The 18,277-nt window shown below is 26.2% G+C and carries 16 protein-coding genes and 4 pseudogenes; 8 read left to right on the forward strand and 12 right to left on the reverse strand.

Translation table 4 applies throughout. The features are described 5' to 3' along the window. Positions 1-10 precede the first annotated feature (10 nt). From AC6I4F_RS05810 to sepF, 3 genes are read left to right on the forward strand one after another with little or no spacing between them, the layout of a single operon-like run. Positions 11-1,291 carry a hypothetical protein gene (locus AC6I4F_RS05810; RefSeq protein WP_497873135.1) on the forward strand — a complete coding sequence of 427 codons (1,281 nt, stop codon included), beginning with the start codon at positions 11-13 and terminating at the stop codon, positions 1,289-1,291. A gap of 35 nt (positions 1,292-1,326) precedes the next feature. Continuing rightward, entirely contained in the window at positions 1,327-2,481 is a 1,155-nt protein-coding gene (ftsZ, locus tag AC6I4F_RS05815) for a cell division protein FtsZ (RefSeq protein WP_497873136.1), read from the forward strand. Between the two features lie 6 nt (positions 2,482-2,487). Beyond that, a complete protein-coding gene (sepF, locus tag AC6I4F_RS05820; protein ID WP_286642494.1) occupies positions 2,488-2,772 on the forward strand; it encodes a cell division protein SepF in 285 nt (94 codons plus the stop codon). A 110-nt stretch (positions 2,773-2,882) separates the two neighbouring features. Here sepF and AC6I4F_RS05825 read toward each other — a convergent pair. From AC6I4F_RS05825 to AC6I4F_RS05845, 5 genes and pseudogenes are all read right to left on the reverse strand, one after another. Further along, a pseudogene (locus AC6I4F_RS05825) lies at positions 2,883-3,308 on the reverse strand (agmatine deiminase family protein); the annotation flags it as partial. 43 nt (positions 3,309-3,351) lie between these two features. Further along, positions 3,352-4,501 (reverse strand): annotated as a pseudogene (locus AC6I4F_RS05830) (IS256 family transposase). An 89-nt stretch (positions 4,502-4,590) separates the two neighbouring features. Continuing rightward, positions 4,591-5,205 (reverse strand): agmatine deiminase family protein, encoded by a 615-nt coding sequence (locus AC6I4F_RS05835; protein WP_497873137.1) that lies wholly within the window; start codon positions 5,203-5,205, stop codon positions 4,591-4,593. Positions 5,206-5,438: 233 nt separating this feature from the next. After that, positions 5,439-5,978 (reverse strand): transposase, encoded by a 540-nt coding sequence (locus AC6I4F_RS05840; RefSeq protein ID WP_497873138.1) that lies wholly within the window; start codon positions 5,976-5,978, stop codon positions 5,439-5,441. Then, positions 5,929-6,300 carry a transposase gene (locus AC6I4F_RS05845; RefSeq protein WP_497873139.1) on the reverse strand — a complete coding sequence of 124 codons (372 nt, stop codon included), beginning with the start codon at positions 6,298-6,300 and terminating at the stop codon, positions 5,929-5,931. Before AC6I4F_RS05845 ends, AC6I4F_RS05840 begins: the two co-directional genes overlap by 50 nt. A 167-nt stretch (positions 6,301-6,467) precedes the next feature. On the opposite strand from AC6I4F_RS05845, the gene AC6I4F_RS05850 reads away from it, so the two are divergent. Together AC6I4F_RS05850 and AC6I4F_RS05855 are read left to right on the forward strand one after the other, a co-directional pair. After that, positions 6,468-9,425, forward strand: a complete 2,958-nt coding sequence (locus tag AC6I4F_RS05850; RefSeq protein WP_497873140.1) for an SMC hinge domain-related protein — start codon at positions 6,468-6,470, stop codon at positions 9,423-9,425. A gap of 59 nt (positions 9,426-9,484) precedes the next feature. Beyond that, positions 9,485-9,613, forward strand: coding sequence for a hypothetical protein (locus AC6I4F_RS05855; RefSeq protein WP_353307014.1), 129 nt, complete (start codon positions 9,485-9,487; stop codon positions 9,611-9,613). A gap of 147 nt (positions 9,614-9,760) precedes the next feature. Here AC6I4F_RS05855 and AC6I4F_RS05860 read toward each other — a convergent pair. After that, positions 9,761-10,879: pseudogene (locus tag AC6I4F_RS05860) on the reverse strand (IS3 family transposase). A gap of 92 nt (positions 10,880-10,971) precedes the next feature. Between AC6I4F_RS05860 and AC6I4F_RS05865 the strand changes: the two are divergent. Continuing rightward, positions 10,972-11,580, forward strand: coding sequence for a hypothetical protein (locus AC6I4F_RS05865; RefSeq protein ID WP_497873141.1), 609 nt, complete (start codon positions 10,972-10,974; stop codon positions 11,578-11,580). Between the two features lie 117 nt (positions 11,581-11,697). On the opposite strand, the gene AC6I4F_RS05870 is transcribed toward AC6I4F_RS05865, so the two are convergent. From AC6I4F_RS05870 to AC6I4F_RS05880, 3 genes are all read right to left on the reverse strand, one after another. Next, complete coding sequence (locus AC6I4F_RS05870) at positions 11,698-12,204, reverse strand: hypothetical protein (protein ID WP_497873142.1); 507 nt, start codon at positions 12,202-12,204, stop codon at positions 11,698-11,700. A 288-nt stretch (positions 12,205-12,492) separates the two neighbouring features. Further along, positions 12,493-12,735: a BspA family leucine-rich repeat surface protein gene (locus AC6I4F_RS05875; RefSeq protein WP_497873143.1), complete on the reverse strand. Its 243-nt coding sequence runs from the start codon at positions 12,733-12,735 to the stop codon at positions 12,493-12,495. Positions 12,736-13,199: 464 nt separating this feature from the next. Then, positions 13,200-14,060 (reverse strand): IS1595 family transposase, encoded by an 861-nt coding sequence (locus tag AC6I4F_RS05880; RefSeq protein ID WP_497873144.1) that lies wholly within the window; start codon positions 14,058-14,060, stop codon positions 13,200-13,202. Positions 14,061-14,161: 101 nt separating this feature from the next. Between AC6I4F_RS05880 and AC6I4F_RS05885 the strand changes: the two genes are divergently transcribed. Next, entirely contained in the window at positions 14,162-14,467 is a 306-nt protein-coding gene (locus tag AC6I4F_RS05885; protein ID WP_497873145.1) for a DUF1295 domain-containing protein, read from the forward strand. Positions 14,468-14,552: 85 nt separating this feature from the next. Here AC6I4F_RS05885 and AC6I4F_RS05890 read toward each other — a convergent pair whose 3' ends face one another. Further along, positions 14,553-15,374: an IS1595 family transposase gene (locus AC6I4F_RS05890; RefSeq protein WP_497873146.1), complete on the reverse strand. Its 822-nt coding sequence runs from the start codon at positions 15,372-15,374 to the stop codon at positions 14,553-14,555. A gap of 225 nt (positions 15,375-15,599) precedes the next feature. On the opposite strand from AC6I4F_RS05890, the gene AC6I4F_RS05895 reads away from it, so the two are divergent. Beyond that, entirely contained in the window at positions 15,600-15,818 is a 219-nt protein-coding gene (locus tag AC6I4F_RS05895; RefSeq protein WP_497873147.1) for a DUF1295 domain-containing protein, read from the forward strand. A gap of 85 nt (positions 15,819-15,903) precedes the next feature. Here AC6I4F_RS05895 and AC6I4F_RS05900 read toward each other — a convergent pair whose 3' ends face one another. Then, positions 15,904-16,587, reverse strand: a complete 684-nt coding sequence (locus tag AC6I4F_RS05900; protein WP_497873148.1) for an IS1595 family transposase — start codon at positions 16,585-16,587, stop codon at positions 15,904-15,906. A gap of 53 nt (positions 16,588-16,640) precedes the next feature. After that, positions 16,641-17,879: pseudogene (locus tag AC6I4F_RS05905) on the reverse strand (IS256 family transposase). Between the last annotated feature and the right edge of the window lie 398 nt (positions 17,880-18,277).

Here is an 18,277-nt window from a genome sequence, read left to right on the forward strand (position 1 = left end):
GGTGAACAATATGAATTTTCAAGAATTATATGTTGTATGTCAAATTGAAGACTTTAGTTTAAAAGTTATGGTTAATAATTATGTTAATAATCAAATTCAGGTTTTATATAAAGAAACTGTTGATACTGAACAGTTTTCTGAAAATGGTGTAATTATTAATTCAATTGCTACAGGTAAGTTATTAAGGCAAATTATTAATAAAATTAATAATACTTTAAATATAAAAGTACAACGTATTGCCTTAACTTTACCTTCAAATAATTTAAAAATTTATCAATCACAAGCATCACTTGATTTTAAAGATGCTAACCACATTATTACTGATGAAGATTGTAGTAAAGTGATTGAAATGGTTAAAAACATTACTATTGATAATAGTGAAATTATTTGTTTAACTAAACCATACAATTTTAAAGTTGATCATGCAATTGGTAATGAACAATTACCAATTGCTAAAAAAGGACAAGTTATGCATGTTGATGCTTTAGTTTATTCATTACCTAAAAGTTTATATAATTCTCACCTCGAAGTATTAACTAATGCCGAAACAGAATTGTTAACGGTTACTTTAGATCAATTTGCATTAGTATGTAATATTAAAAATACTGATTTTAATCGTAATACAGTTTTAGTTGATTGAAATATTAATAGTACTAAGATTAGTGTTTTTAGTAATTCAGTATTATTTGCAACAACCAATATTAAAATTGGTTGAAATCAAATAATTCAATCATTAATGAAGCAAATGCATTGTGGTTATGATAAAACTGAAAGATATTTACAAAAAATTATTAATATAAGTAGTAATTATTTATGCGATGTTGTTGTTGATAAGTATGTTGATGAGCAAACAAAATCTATTGTTCGTTTAACAAAAACAGATCTACAAGCAACAGTTAAAAAACAAATTAATGAAATTATTGCTTGTATTGAATATTTTCTTGATGAAGTTAGTGATAATAATAGTTCAGATATGGAAATTATTTTTACGGGAATTACTATTGGTTTATGTGGTTTTGCCAACTATTTTAAAAATAATAGCAAACTAAAAGAAGTAAAATATATGCTTAGCCAAACTCCTGGTGCATATAGTTATCAGTGAACTACTTTAATCGGTAATACTCACTACCAACATTTAGTAAATGTTTTTAGTAATAATTATATTTCATCAATACATAAACCAGAAATTGTATCAAAATTAAATCATTATACGCATTCTAATAATCATGATAATAAGCATTATAATTACCCATTTCAACCAAATTATCAGTATAATGATGGTAGTAAATAGAAGAAGACAATTTGATTAATCAGGAGGAAAATAAAATGGAACATAATAATTCACAATTTAAACCAATAGCATCAATTCGGGTAATTGGTGTTGGTGGTGCTGGTAATAATGCTGTTAATAGAATGATTGAAGCAGAGGTACAAGGTGTTGATTTTTATGTTGCTAATACTGATGCACAAGTAGTTAATGCATCTCCAGCTGAAAATAAAATTATTTTGGGCAAAGAATTATCAAAGGGACTTGGAGCGGGAGCTAATCCCGAAATTGGTAAACAAGCCGCAATTGAAAGTGAAGCAGAGATTAAAAGTGCTTTAGATGGTGCAGATATGGTTTTTATTGCTGCTGGTATGGGTGGTGGTACTGGTACTGGTGCTGCATCAATTGTTGCAAGAATTGCTAAAGAATGTGGTGCTTTAACAATTGCTATTGTTACTAAACCATTTAAATTTGAAGGACGTAATCGTAATGCTCATGCCGTAGTTGGAATTGAAAATTTAAAGAAACAAGTTGATGCAATTATTATTATTTCTAATGATAAATTATTACAAGTAATTGGTAATATTCCTCTTAAAGATTCGTTTAAAGAAGCAGATAATATTTTACGTCAAGGTGTACAGACTATTACTGACTTAATTGCTGTTCCTGCTTTAATAAATTTAGATTTTGCTGATGTTCGTACTATTATTGAAAATAAAGGTAATGCCTTATTTGGTATTGGAATGTCAAAGGGTGAACATAAAGCTAAACAAGCCGCAACAAAAACTATTTCTTCTCCTTTACTTGATGATGTGACAATTAAGGGTGCTAAAAATGCTATTGTTAATGTTACTGGTGGAACAACAATGACATTAACTGATGCTAATATTGCTGTTGATTTAGTTCGTGATGCTGCGGGTAATGATGTTAATATCATTTTTGGTGTCGCTGTTAATGAAAATTTAAATGATGAAATGATTGTAACAGTTATTGCTACTGGTTTTGATGAAGAAGGTGCTAATGCTAATAATTTTGTTTATAGTTCAAAAGTTGATAATCATGAATTTATTACTAATAAGACTCAATATTTAAGCGAAGAAATTAAAGAACAAACAAAGAAAAAAGAAGAAGCACAACAAAATTTAGTCCAAGAAGCAGCAATGGAAGCAGATGATGATTTACCATCATTTTTACGAAGACGAAAGGGAGTTTAATTAATTATGGGATGAAGAAGTAAAAAATATAAAGACAATGATGAAAATAGTAATTATAAAACCAGTTTTCAAGAACAAATACAAGAATTTGCTCCTAAAAATTATCAAGAAATTGAATCAATTGCTAATGCTATGATTTTACAAAAACCAATTAAAGTTAATTTAACAACAACTGTTGAAAATGATCGAAGAAGAATTATAGATTTTCTTTGTGGTATTTCGTATGTTATTGGTTTTGTTGTTGATAAAACTGATATTCATATTTATGAATTTAAAAATGAATTAAGTTAATCTTGAACAAATAGGTTTTTATTTTTTAATTGTTCTTACATTAATTTTAGAATAAAAATTCCTTCTAAATTAGAAGAGATTTATTGTTTTAATTTGCTTATTTGTTATTTTTATAATTCTTGTTGTGTTATACAGTGAATATTGCCACCACCTAATAGTACTTCACGTTTATAAAATGAATTAATTTTATGATTAGGAAAACAATTTTGTAAAACATTAATTGCGTTTTTATCCCATATTGGGTCATTAAAAGCAGGAATAATGATTGCTTTATTTGTAATATAGAAATTAACATAACTAGCTGGCATGCGAAATACTTCGGTACGATTAGCAAAACGAGGACTTTTTTCACGATTTTCTGCCTCTGACTTAGTTATAAATAATGGTGCTGGTTGATGTAATTTAGTTACTTTTATTTTTCGTCCTTTAGCATCTGTACTATTTTTAAGAAACGTTAAAGTTTCTAAACTTCGCTCATATTGAGGATCATTTTTATCATCAGTTCATGTTAAAACAACATGACCAGGTGTAATGATAGAGGCTTTTTAATAATCTGTGTATCTTTGTTTAACAAATTTACTAGTTTAGATTAATTCTATCTTCAAATTTTATCATAAAATGAGCAATTGAAAAAACTTTTTTATTTCTAATAACTTTTCGTAATTGACTATTAACAGATTCAATAGCATTGGTTGTATAAATCACTCTTTTGATTTCTGCAGGATAAATAATAAAAACCATTAAATTATCTCAATTTTTATATCACGATTTAGCAATTTGAGGATATTGTTTATTTCATTTACTTTCAAAAGTTTCTAAATCTTGCATTGCTTGTTCTTCACTACATGCACTATAAATTGGTTTTAAATCTGTAACTAGTGATTTTCTATGTTTGTATGAAACATATTTTAAACTATTTCTAATTTGATGAACTATGCATAATTGATGTTCGGTTTTAGGATAAACTGATTGTATTGCTTCTGACATTCCTGTTAAATTGTCACTACAAGCAATAAGAATATCATTTAAGCCTCGATTTTTCATTTCTGTGAAATTAGATAATCAAAACTTAGAACCTTCATTTTCACTAATTCATAAACCTAAAAAATCTTTTTTTACCTTATAAATCAACTCCTAATGCTATATAAACTGATTTGTTAATAATGCGTTTATCTTGTCGTACTTTAACTACTATACAATCAAAATAAACAATCGGATAAACACTTTCTAATGGCCGATTTTGTCATGCTTTAACATCATCAATAACATCATCAGTAATTTGAATAATAACACTTTCACTAATATCAGCACCATGATATAACTCTTGTAACTGCATTCTAATATCTGATAAAGTCATGCCTTTGGCATATAATGAAAGAACTTGTTGATCAAAACCATCAAATCTTCTTTGTCTTTTTGCAACTATTACTGGCTCAAAATTACTATTACGATCTCGTGGTACATTAATCTCAATTTTACCTTGTTGGTTTATTAATTTTTTTGAATTTATACCATTGCGAGCATTATCACTATTATTATGTTGATTTTTTTCATATCCTAAATAATTTTGCATTTCAGAATTCAACATTTTTTCAACTAATCTTTTTGTTAATTCTTTATATAAACCTCCCTCTTTAAATACGGTTGTTAAATCTTCAGTATTTTCTAATAATAAATCTACTGCTTTTGATATTGGATCATTATTATTAATATTTTGTTTTTTAGACATACGTAACTCACTCTTTCTAGTTATTTAATTTTATTTACTAGAATTAATTAAACATAGTTATTTTTGTAAGTTACACAGATTACTAAACATTACCTAATGATATGTAGTAGATTATCAACATGACCACTTGTTTCATCATTATAAACACAACGAGGAATTCATATTGTTTTTTGTGCATTTAAATATTGTTTTAAATGTTCTTCAATCTCTTCTTTTGTTAAATCAGGATTTCGATTAGGATTTAATAAACATTCTTCTGTAGTATAAATTGTTTCTTCACCATCTTGATGAATGCTTCCGCCTTCTAATACAATTGGTGCTTGATAATAATCAATGTTACTATTTTTAGTCATTTCAATTCCAACTTGATTATCAATTTCATAATTTCAATTTCAACCTGGTGGATTAACAATTGGTTCATTTTTCATGCCTCATGCAGTGAAGTAAAAGTGAACAGCTCTTCGTTGTCCTTTTTTATTTATTAAATAAATTGGTCCCATATCACGCGCTCAACTATCTTGATATTTGATATCGATTAATTTGATAGTTGGATCTAATAGTTTGCGAGCTTCATTTCAATTACTTTTATTAATAATAATTTTTACTGGTTCATGTTTATTGATTGAGTTGGCTATTTTTGCAAAAACAGTTCGTGCTGGTTGACATTCTTTTTGTCAATCATCTTTCATAAGCGATCAAATCATTCATGTGTCTTTATGTTCTATTGATTCAATTGGGGCAAAAAAAACCATCTTTTTTTGGTATTGATGTTAATAATTTGCTCATTTTTCCTCCCCTTTAAGTAGTACTATTTATAATAGTGGATTTATGTAACCCCTATTTTATATATAAATAGTATTTTTATTATAAAATATTTTAGGCTTTTATCTCTATTTATGTGATAAAAGCCTATCTAGGAAATTATCCCCGCATGTATCTAAATCAAACACAAAATTATAGTTTCAAAACTAGGTATCTTATTGAATTTATATGCAGCTTCATTTGAATATAAATGAATATTGTGTTTTGAAGCTTTTATGTGTGTTCGGAAAGTTCGTCGGATGTGTTTTCATGCAGATTCAATCTGGTTTGTGTTTACACCTGTTGATGACACATACCCAACTTCATGATTTACGATTTCATGTTTGTGATAGAAGTTTTTGAAACTTCCATATCCCTTCCAAGAATCCATAAATAGACAACACCCAGTAGAAATGTGTTTCAATGCAAATCATAAAACGTTTTTCTCATCTGCTTTTTTCAATACTTTCACAATTAGTTTGTTGCTGGTTTTCTCATAAACTCCAACAATCAAGGTTTTATTCAGCAAGGAAGATCCTTGTTGAATAAAACCTACATGTGAAAGATACATTTCATCCATCTGTGCTGTGCCATCATCAATGAACCCTGCATCTTGATTCCAAATTCTAGTTCTGATTTCATGACACCATTTTTCAAACTGTTTTATATGTCACACACAATTCCCTTGCAACATCTGTTGATGGTATACCATGCTTTGTGTTTATTCATCTAAAGATGAGATAAAACCAAGATGTCAAAGGTGTTTGTGACTTGTGAAAAATGGTGTCATGAAGAATACTAAATGTTTGATGACATTTCAAACATCTTATTCTTTTTAAATCAGAAACATTCAAACTAGAAGAAAAACACCTGATACATTTCATTACTTTCAACTTCGCTATATATTTCAAACAATCGTTTTCATGTTGAAATATGCTATTGAATTCATTTCAATTCATTTTTTCCTCCACACTAGTACATGGGGGGATAATTTCCATTATTAGTACTACATTATTTTATTTTTGAATTAATAAATTTTATTATAAAACAATTAAAGAACAAAGAATAATGCAAATAAAGTAATATTTCTGCTAAATATTAACAATAAATATTAAACTGATTCATGGTAAAATATAAATATATATTTTAAAATAGGTGAGGTAAGATGGCATTCTTAAAAAGAATTGAAGCATATGGTTTTAAGTCATTTGCAGAGCCTTTAACAATAGAATTTGATACTAATGTTGTAGGTATTGTTGGTCCTAATGGTTCTGGAAAGTCTAATATTAATGATGCTATTCGTTGAGTTTTAGGTGAACAATCAGTTAAATCATTACGTGGTGAAAGTAGTGAAGATATAATTTTTAATGGTGCTAAAGGTAAACAACCATTAAATAGTGCTCAAGTTACTTTAGTTTTTGATAATACTAATAAAATATTTAAAGTTGATTTTAATGAAGTACAAATTACTAGAAAAACTTTTCGTAATAGTTCAGAAAATGAATATTACATTAATAAAGCTCGTGTTCGTTTAAAAGATGTACAAGAAATTATTATGGGTACAGGTTTAGCTAAGGGTTCACTTGCAATTATTAGTCAAGGTAATGTTTCACGATTTGCTGATTATAAACCAGAAGAAAGAAGAACTTTATTTGAAGAGGCTGCGGGTGTTTCAAAATACAAAAAGAGGAAAGAAGAGTCATTACGTAAATTAGAGCGTACTAATGAAAATTTAGTTCGAGTTAATGATATTATTAGTGAAATAAGTAGAAAAATTGAACCATTAGCAAAACAAGCACAGAAAGCTAAAACTTATGTTGAATTACGTGATAATTTAAAAAAATATGAAATTACTATTATTGTTAAAGATTTGGAGACATATCATAATCAATTAAAACTTACAACAGTCAGTATAAATGATAATGAAATTTTACAAAAACAACTTAATTTAAATATTAGTAAGAATGAACAACAATTAAAATTTTTAAAAAATAAAAGTTATGATTTAGATAAAAACATTAATAGTTTAGAAATGAATTTATCTAATGTTAATAGTTTATTGCAAGTTTTAGAACAACAAAAATCATTAATGAAAACAAAACAAAATGAAATAAAAGATCAAACAGAAGTTGAAAAATTAAAAAATGAAATTGAAACTTTGCTTACTATTATTGAACAAAAAACTTTTTTACAAAAAAAAGAACAAGAAAATTTTGATAAAATTAATAATTTATTTGAAGAACTAAATGTTCAACATCAAGATTTAATTTTAGGACAAAATAATATTCATCGTGGTTTAGGCGAAAAAAAAGCACAATTAGAATCGATAATTAATTATCAACAACGACAAAATCAAAAATATTTGGGTGTTCAAACGATTTTAAATAATAAAGATAAACTATATGGCATCATTGGAGTAGTGAGTGATTTAATTTCGGTGCCCGATTTTTATAGTGAAGCGATTGTTAAAGTATTGGGCAATACTTTAAAAAACATTGTTACGGCGACTAACAAAGATGCAACCAAGGCTGTTGAATTTTTAAAACAAAATAAAGCGGGAATTGCCACTTTTTTACCTTTAAATTCAATTCAAGTTCGAACAGCGACTAAAGAAGATGAAATTATTGTTAATAGTAAATCGGGTTATTTAAGTTTTGCTCATCATTTAGTTACAGCAGTTGATAATAGAATTCAGCCGATTATTAATTTTCTTTTAGGTCGTACTATTATTTGTGAAGACTTAGAAAGCGCAAGAGTTATTTCACAATTAATTGCTGCTAAATATCAATGTGTAACTTTAGATGGTCAATTAATTAAAGCTGGAGGTGCTATTGTTGGAGGTTATCAACATCAAAATAGTATTAATGTTTTTAAAGAAAAGTTAATAGTTTCTGAATTAAAAGAAGAAATTAAATCATTAGAACAACAATTAGTTAATATAAATGTCCAAAGAACAAGTATTGAAAGCGAATTAAATAATTATCAAGGTCAAAAGTTGACAATTATTTTAACAATAAATAAATTGATTAGTGAAATTAGTGATATCACTAATCAATCACAATTATTAACTACTCAATATCAAACATTGACTGGTAAAAAATTAGATATTGATACTACAAATCAATTAAATGATATTTTTATTCAATATGAAAATTCTAAATATGATCAAGCGACAATAAAAAGTCAATTACAATTAATTCGTAAACAGAAACATCAATTATTAGAACAAATGCAAACTTTAGAAAATGAATTATATAGTTTAAATCAAGAACATTTTATGACTAGTGATAAATTAAATAATCAAAAACTTGAGCAAGTAAAAATGGAGTCAAAAGTAGAACAACATTTAAGACGTTTAGTTGAAACTTATAATTTAACTTATGAATATGCTAGAGAATATTATAGTGAACCATTAGCAGATGAACAACAAGCACGTAATTTGGTACAACAATTACGTAGTGAGATTGAAGATTTAGGATTTGTAAATATTAATGCTATTGAAGAATTTGAAAATGAAAATGAACGTTATTTACGTTTAAAAACTAAACATGATGAATTGCAATTAGCATCACAATCGTTGTTAACAGCAATTGATGAAATGGATAATGTTATGGTAACGCAATTTGATGAAACAATAAAAGCAATTAATATGATATTGCCCGAAACATTTCAAACTTTATTTGGTGGAGGAACTTGTAGTTTACGATATACATCACCTGATGATATTTTAAATACAGGTGTGGAAGTGCTTGCTAATCCTCCTGGTAAAAGAATTAGTAATTTAAACTTATTATCAGGTGGTGAAAAATCATTAGTTGCATTAGCAGTATTATTTGCTATTTTAAAAGTCAAGACATTGCCATTGACAATATTAGATGAGGTTGAAGCGCCATTGGATCCAGCTAATTTAGAGCGTTTTGCTAGATATGTTCGTAGTTTTTCACAATATACACAATTTATTATTGTTACTCATCGTCCAGGCACAATGGAAAATTGTGATGTATTATATGGTACAACTATGCAAAATCAAGGAATTACGAAAATGGTAGCCATTAAATTAGCAGATGCTAAAAAAAATATTGAAAGCGATAAATCAGCGAAAAATGTTAATTATGTTGTTTAAATTTTTAATGTTAGCCTAGATGTTGATTGAAAAAATATAATTCTAGGACTTCACATTATATGCATGAAGTTAAAAGTGAATCATTTTCTAAAAAATACTTTAAAGAAACAAGTAGTATTGATATGATTTATAGTGATATTAAATCTGCTCGTTTAGATAAATTGGATAATATTTTAAAGAAAAAATAAAGTCAATATAATAAAATATTGTAATTAATTTCTTATTATGAAAAAAATATAAATTTGATATTCAATATTAGTTTTTACTCATTACTTTAATTTCAAAGTAAATGATTTTTATTTGTAGATTAAAAGAAAGTAGAATGGCAACTTTTTTTAGGACTGTTTTTTGGTAGACATTTGTGCTTGGTGTTTTATGGGGGTTAAGTAGTTTAGAGTGCTGTGGATTCTTATGTTGTTGTATCAATTGATATAATCAAATAATTCTAATTTTAATTGGATTAATGATTTAAAATTTTTATCATTAATAAACTCTGTTTTGAAAGTTGCTTCAGCAACAGCGTTATCATAAGGACAACCTTTTTTGCTTAAAGAGCGGGTAATATTGAAGGCTAATAAAAGTTTATCAATAGTTTTATTATTAAATTCATTACCGCGATCGCTATGAAATATTTCAATATTTTTTAAACAACGATTTGTGCACATAAATGCTTGATATACTGATGATGCATCTTTTTTAGTACTACACTATGTCCAATAATTTCGCGATTGTACAGGTCGATTAATAAGCAAATATAGTTTCATTTATCATTAACTTGAACATAAGTTAAATCACTAACAATAACTTCATTTTTAAGCCTATTATTAAAGTCTCTATTAACAAGATTAGTAATTTGACTATCATTGACTTTATTATGATAATTTTTGTATGATAATTTAGTGTATTTTGATATTAAATTATGTTTATTCATAATTTTTTTAATTTTTCGTCTTGATAAATTAATTTTCTTTTCTTGTGTTTAATATTTTTTTATCTTCTTGTTCCATAAGCTTCTTTATTTTCTTTAAAAGCAATAATAACAGTTTCATCATAAATATTATTTTGAATTTTATCTTCTTTTTTCTTGAAATTAAAATAATATGTTGATTTAGAGATTTTTAAAAAACGACACATTGTACGAATTTTATATTTAACTTTATTTTTGATAATAATTTCTATTTTCTGCCTATTATTAGTGCTGCTTTCTTTAAAATATCATTTTCCATTCTTAATTGTTTTAATTCTTTTCTTAATTTAATTAATTCATTTTCTTCAACAGAACGGTTATCTTTGGTTTTAAAACTGCCTGAATTAGTAAATTGCTTAATTCAATTATAAGTAGCTGCTCTTGTAACATTGTACTCTTTAGCAAAACAAGACACTGACTTACCACTTTGATATAAAGCTACTATTTGTTTTTTAAATTCATCTGAATATGAGTTAATATTGGCCATAATTATAATTCCTTTCTTTTAACTAATTTGTTCACTTGTCTACGTAATTAGTGTCCAATAAAGTGTAACCCATCCAAAGAGATGAGAATTCTATGAAAGAAATAATAATTGACAATAGACAGTTTAAAAATATTATAAATAACAATTTACAAAATTTTATAATTAATTGAGCAAACTATAAAAATTTATTAAGTAACTGTGAAATATTAGAAGATAATGAGTATGAAAATGAACTAATTAAAAATATTCAATTTTTAGATGCTTTAAAAGAGGAATTAAATACAAATAATATGTTAAATATTGAATTAGTAAATATTCTTAATGATATTGAAAGAAGGTGTTGAAAAGTATCATATTTTCATTATGATGGAATTGGTTATCATCGATATTTTGATCAAAAATTAAAACAAAAAATAATAAATAACTATAATAAAGATATTAAATTTTCAAATAAAAAACATAAGAAACAAATAATTAATAATTATTTTAAAAATAAACAAAAAAGAAACCAATATGAAATTTGAAAAGAAAATTATTTTAGAAGTATTAATGAAAAAATAATTAAAAATAGTATAGAAGAAGGAATTGATGTATTTAAATATTTTAAAGATGAAATAAATTCTAATGATTTACAAAATCAACATTCAACAAGTACTTATCAATCAAATTTATCAAAAAATATAAATAAAAAAAACTTATAGTTGAACTAATTTGTTGGAACTATAAGTTGAATCCTCCACGTAGTGGTGAGTTTGAAAGTTTTATGTACTTGATTAATGTTTTTTATAATTTAAATTTAAAAATAAAATTATTATTTTTTATTGTGATGAAACATTAACGATTCATGTTGGTGTTAAACCAATCATATCAATAACAACTCCATTACCATTATCATAGTCAGTAATTTGTCATATGTATCATTGTGCAATTAATATTGCTGCAACTGTACCAATTATTGGAACTAATGCTGGTAAGGCAACACCTAGGACAGCAGAGACTGATCCTATTCCTGAACCAATCGCATTATTTAATTTATGTAATGTATCATGATTTAATCCAATAACATGGTAAGCAAAATAATATTGATAATAGTTTTCGCCACCTGCATATGTTGCTACGTTATTTTTTGTTAGATATTTTCAAACGTTATTGTCAGCAGTAATATTAGATAAATCAACATTACTTACTTTTTTTATATCTTGGTTTAAAATAGTATTAACAGCTTCTGTTTTTTGATTAGTCTTTAAGTTACTACTTAAATTTCCTATAGTTGTACAAAGTGTTAAAACACTTAGGGCAGTAATTAAATTTTTCATTTTAAACACCTTTTTTATATATGTGATAAATTAAAATGATATTTTCGATTAATAATAGTTTCTATAAATTTTAGGAATGATAATATTAATCCAAAACTAGGAAATATTTTCTATCCATCTTCATTTTAACACTTTAAGTATTAATATAAAAGGCAAGAAAACTTAGTAATATATTAATTAATATATTGTTATAATATTATTTTTAAATTTTGGTAATTTATTAGGATTAGTAATTCCTGAATAATTTCCAAAGTTACTATGTTCTGTTACTTTTTTTACATTTCAAATTGAAAGATCTTAATTGAATAATTTAGCACCATAAAACATAAAATTCATATATACTGCATTCGAAGTATTTCAATTTGATATATTTTGATTAAAAGATATTGCATTTCAAAACATACCATTCATACTTTTTACTTTTGATGTATCTCAAGATGAAATATCTTGATTAAATGTTTCACAAAATATAAACATAAATTGTAAAGATGTAAATTCTGATGGTAATTGATTAGGTACTTTTTCAATTGTTCTTGGCATTCTAACAACTTGAATTTCTCCTAATATATTTTTAAAAAATCTAATTTGAATAATTTCTTTACTATTTATCTTTGATAAGTCTCTTTCATTAGTTGTTATAATTGAAATATATTTAATATAATTTAAGGGTTATTTATTATGGATTTTTATATTATAATTTGAATATTTTTAATATCATTAACTATTAATTTTATTTTCTTTATGATAGCTTTTATTTTTAAAACTGCTATTTTAACTGATATTATTTATTGTTTAAGTTTTATTTGTTTAAGTGCGATCATTGTTGCTTGCAAGCAAAATTTTAGCCCTGTCCAAATTTCGTTGTTTGTTCTTTATAATATTTGAGTTCTAAGATTAGGTAGTTTTTTATTATTAAAAAGGCTTTTATCCCTTTATGTACTATTTTAAAATTTATCACATAAATGGAGATAAAAGCCTATTTAGGAAATTATCCCCACATGTATCTAAATCAAACACAAAATTATAGTTTCAAAACTAGGTATCTTATTGAATTTATATGCAGCTTCTTTTGCATATAAATGAATATTGTGTTTTGAAACTTTTATGTGTGTTCGGAAAGTTCGTCGGATGTGTTTTCATGCAGATTCAATTTGGTTTGTGTTTACACCTGTTGATGACACATACCCAACTTCATGATTTACGATTTCATGTTTGTGATAGAAGTTTTTGAAACTTCCATATCCCTTACAATAATCCATAAATAGACAACACCCAGTAGAAATGTGTTTCAATGCAAATCATAAAAGGTTTTTCTCATCTGCTTTTTTCAATACTTTCAAAATTAGTTTGTTGCTGGTTTTCTCATAAACTCCAACAATCAAGGTTTTAAAAAACAAGGATCTTCCTTGTTTTTTAAAACCTACATGTGAAAGATACATTTCATCCATCTGTGCTGTGCCATCATCAATGAACCCTGCATCTTGATTCCAAATTATAGTTCTGATTTCATGACCCATTCTTCAAGCTGTTTTATATGTCACACCCAATTCCCTTGCAACATCTGTTGACGGTATACCATGCTTTGTGTTTATTCATCTAAAGATGAGATAAAACCAAGATGTCAAAGGTGTTTGTGACTTGTGAAAAATGGTGTCATGAAGAATACTAAATGTTTGATGACATTTCAAACATCTTATTCTTCTCAAATCAGAAACATTCAAACTAGAAGAAGCACACCTGATACATTTCATTACTTTCAACTTCGCTATATATTTCAAACAATCGTTTTCATTTTGAAATATGCTATTGAATTCATTTCAATTCATTTTTTCCTCCACACTAGTACATGTGGGGATAATTTCCATTAAAAATTATTAAACATAAGGTTGAATATCGTTTTGATAAAATTATTATTAATTTTTGAAAATTTAGTATTTTTTCAATTTTACAAGGAATTTAAGTTTTTATGATTAGTATTCCTACAGTTTTTGCATTAAGTCTTGATGTTGTTTATTTTAATAGTACATTTAATAATTACTTACTTATTTTTATTATGCTTGCTATTTTATTTTTAGTTATTGAGACAATTGCAGATTGACAAAAGTTTAGATTTTCCTTAAAGAAAAAACATGATTTATTTTTTATTAATTATGGTTTATGAAAAGATTGTCGTCACCCTAATTATTTAGCAAAAATTGGGTTTTGATATATGATGACAGCATTGTTTATTTGTGATTTATTATTTAAAAATATTAATAGTGATATAAATTAGGCTTTTATCCCTTTATGTACTATTTTTAAATTTTATCACATAAATGAAGATAAAAGCCTATCTAGGAAATTATCCCCACATGTATCTAAATCAAACACAAAATTATAGTTTCAAAACTAGGTATCTTATTGAATTTATATGCAGTTTCTTTTGCATATAAATGAATATTGTGTTTTGAAGCTTTTATGTGTGTTCGGAAAGTTCGTCGGATGTGTTTTCATGCAGATTCAATCTGGTTTGTGTTTACACCTGTTGATGACACATACCCAACTTCATGATTTACGATTTCATGTTTGTGATAGAAGTTTTTGAAACTTCCATATTCTTTCCAAGAATCCGTAAATAGACAACACCCAGTAGAAATGTGTTTCAATGCAAATCATAAAAGGTTTTTCTCATCTGCTTTTTTCAATACTTTCACAATTAGTTTGTTGCTGGTTTTCTCATAAACTCCAACAATCAAGGTTTTATTCAGCAAGGATCTTCCTTGTTTTTTAAAACCTACATGTGAAATATACATTTCATCCATTTGTGCTGTGCCATCATCAATGAACCCTGCATCTTGATTCCAAATTCTAGTTCTGATTTCATGACCCGTTCTTCAAGCTGTTTTATATGTCACACCCAATTCCCTTGCAACATCTGTTGATGGTATACCATGTTTGGTGTTTATTCATCTAAAGATGAGATAAAACCAAGATGTCAAAGGTGTTTGTGACTTGTGAAAAATGGCGTCATGAAGAATACTAAATGTTTGATGACATTTCAAACATCTTATTATTATCAAATAAGAAACATTCAAACTAGAAGAAGCACACCTGATACATTTCATTACTTTCAACTTCGCTATATATTTCAAACAATCGTTTTCATTTTGAAATATGCTATTGAATTTATTTCAATTCATTTTTTCCTCCACAAGTACATGTGGGGATAATTTCCATTAAAAATTATTAAACATAAGGTTGAATATCGTTTTGATAAAATTATTATTAATTTTTGAAAATTTAGTATTTTTTCAATTTTACAAGTAATTTCAGTTTTTATGATTAGTATTCCTACAGTTTTTGCATTAAATCTTGATGTTGTTTATTTTAATAGTACATTTAATAATTAATTACTTATTTTTATTATGCTTGCTATTTTATTTTTAGTTATTGAGACAATTGCAGATTGACAAAAGTTTAGATTTTCCTTAAAGAAAAAACATGATTTATTTTTTATTAATTATGGTTTACGAAAAGATTGTCGTCACCCTAATTATTTAGCAGAAATTGGGTTTTGATATATGATGACAGAATTGTTTATTTGTGATTTATTATTTAAAAATATTAATAGTGATATAAATTAGGCTTTTATCCCTTTATGTACTATTTTTAAATTTTATCACATAAATGGAGATAAAAGCCTATCTAGGAAATTATCTCCACATGTATCTAAATCAAACACAAAATTATAGTTTCAAAACTAGGTATCTTATTGAATTTATATGCAGCTTCTTTTGCATATAAATGAATATTGTGTTTTGAAACTTTTATGTGTGTTCGGAAAGTTCGTCGGATGTGTTTTCATGCAGATTCAATCTGGTTTGTGTTTACACTTGTTGATGACACATACCCAACTTCATGATTTACGATTTCATGTTTGTGATAGAAGTTTTTGAAACTTCCATATCCCTTCCAAGAATCCGTAAATAGACAACACCCAGTAGAAATGTGTTTCAATGCAAATCATAAAAGGTTTTTCTCATCTGCTTTTTTCAATACTTTCACAATTAGTTTGTTGCTGGTTTTCTCATAAACTCCAACAATCAAGGTTTTAAAAAACAAGGATCTTCCTTGTTTTTTAAAACCTACATGTGAAAGATACATTTCATCCATCTGTGCTGTGCCATCATCAATGAACCCTGCATCTTGATTCCAAATTCTAGTTCTGATTTCATGACTCATTCTTCAAACTGTTTTATATGTCACACCCAATTCCATTGCAACATCTGTTGATGGTATACCATGATTTGTGTTTATTCATCTAAAGATGAGATAAAACCAAGATGTCAAAGGTGTTTGTGACTTGTGAAAAATGGTGTCATGAAGAATACTAAATGTTTGATGATGTTTCAAACATCTTATTCGAGGCTTTTTAATAATCTGTGTATCTTTGTTTTACAAATTTACTATTTTAGATTAATTCTATCTTCAAATTTTATCATAAAATGAGCAATTGCTGTATTTCAATTTTGAATAGGCATTGTTCATTTTTTTGTTATATTTTCAATTGCTAAGTAAAATATTTTGAAAACTGCCATATCATTTGGAAAAACTTTTTTATTTCTAATAACTTTTCGTAATTGACTATTAACAGATTCAATAGCATTTGTTGTATAAATCACTCTTTTGATTTCTGCAGGATAACTAATAAAAACCATTAAATTATCTCAATTTTTATATCACGATTTAGCAATTTGAGGATATTGTTTATTTCATTTACTTTCAAAAGTTTCTAAAGCTTGCATTGTTTGTTCTTCACTACATTCACTATAAATTGGTTTTAAATCTGTAACTAGTGATTTTTTATGTTTGTATGAAACATATTTTAAACTATTTCTAATTTGATGAACTATGCATAATTGATGTTCGGTTTTAGGATAAACTGATTGTATTGCTTCTGACATTCCTGTTAAATTGTCACTACAAGCAATAAGAATATCATTTAAGCCTCGATTTTTCATTTCTGTGAAATTAGATAATCAAAAATTAGAACCTTCATTTTCACTAATTCATAAACCTAAAAAATTTTTTTTACCTTCTAAATCAACTCCTAGTGCTATATAAACTTATTTGTTAATAATGCGTTTATCTTGTCGTACTTTAACTACTATACAATCAAAATAAACAATCGGATAAACACTTTCTAATGGCCGATTTTGTCATGCTTTAACATCATCAATAACATCATCAGTAATTTGACTAATAACACTTTCACTAATATCAGCACCATGATATAACTCTTGTAACTGCATTCTAATATCTGATAAAGTCATGCCTTTGGCATATAATGAAAGAACTTGTTGATCAAAACCATCAAATCTTCTTTGTCTTTTTGCAACTATTACTGGCTCAAAATTACTATTACGATCTCGTGGTACATTAATCTCAATTTTACCTTGTTGGGTTATTAATTTTTTTGAATTTATACCATTGCGAGCATTATCACTATTATTATGTTGATTTTTTTCATATCCTAAATAATTTTGCATTTCAGAATTCAAAATTTTTTCAACTAATCTTTTTGTTAATTCTTTATATAAACTTCCCTCTTTAAATACGGTTGTTAAATCCTCAGTATTTTCTAATAATAAATCTACTGCTTTTGATATTGGATCATTATTATTAATATTTTGTTTTTTAGACATACGTAACTCACTCTTTCTAGTTATTTAATTTTATTTACTAGAATTAATTAAATATAGTTATTTTTGTAAGTTACACAGATTACTAAACATTACCAACACCAAGCACAAATGTCTACCAAAAAACAGTCCTAAAAAAGGTTGCCATTCCAACATAAGAATCCACAGCACTCTAAACTACTTAACCCCCATAAAACACCAAGCACAAATGTCTACCAAAAAACAGTACTAAAAAAAGTTGTCATTCCAATGTTGATTTAGAGATTTTTAAAAAAGGAGACATTGTACGAATTTTATATTTAACTTTATTTTTGATAATAATTTCTATTTTCTGCCTATTATTAGTGCTGCTTCCTTTAAAATATCATTTTCCATTCTTAATTTTTTTAATTCTTTTCTTA

It is taken from the genome of Spiroplasma ixodetis (genome assembly GCF_059729505.1).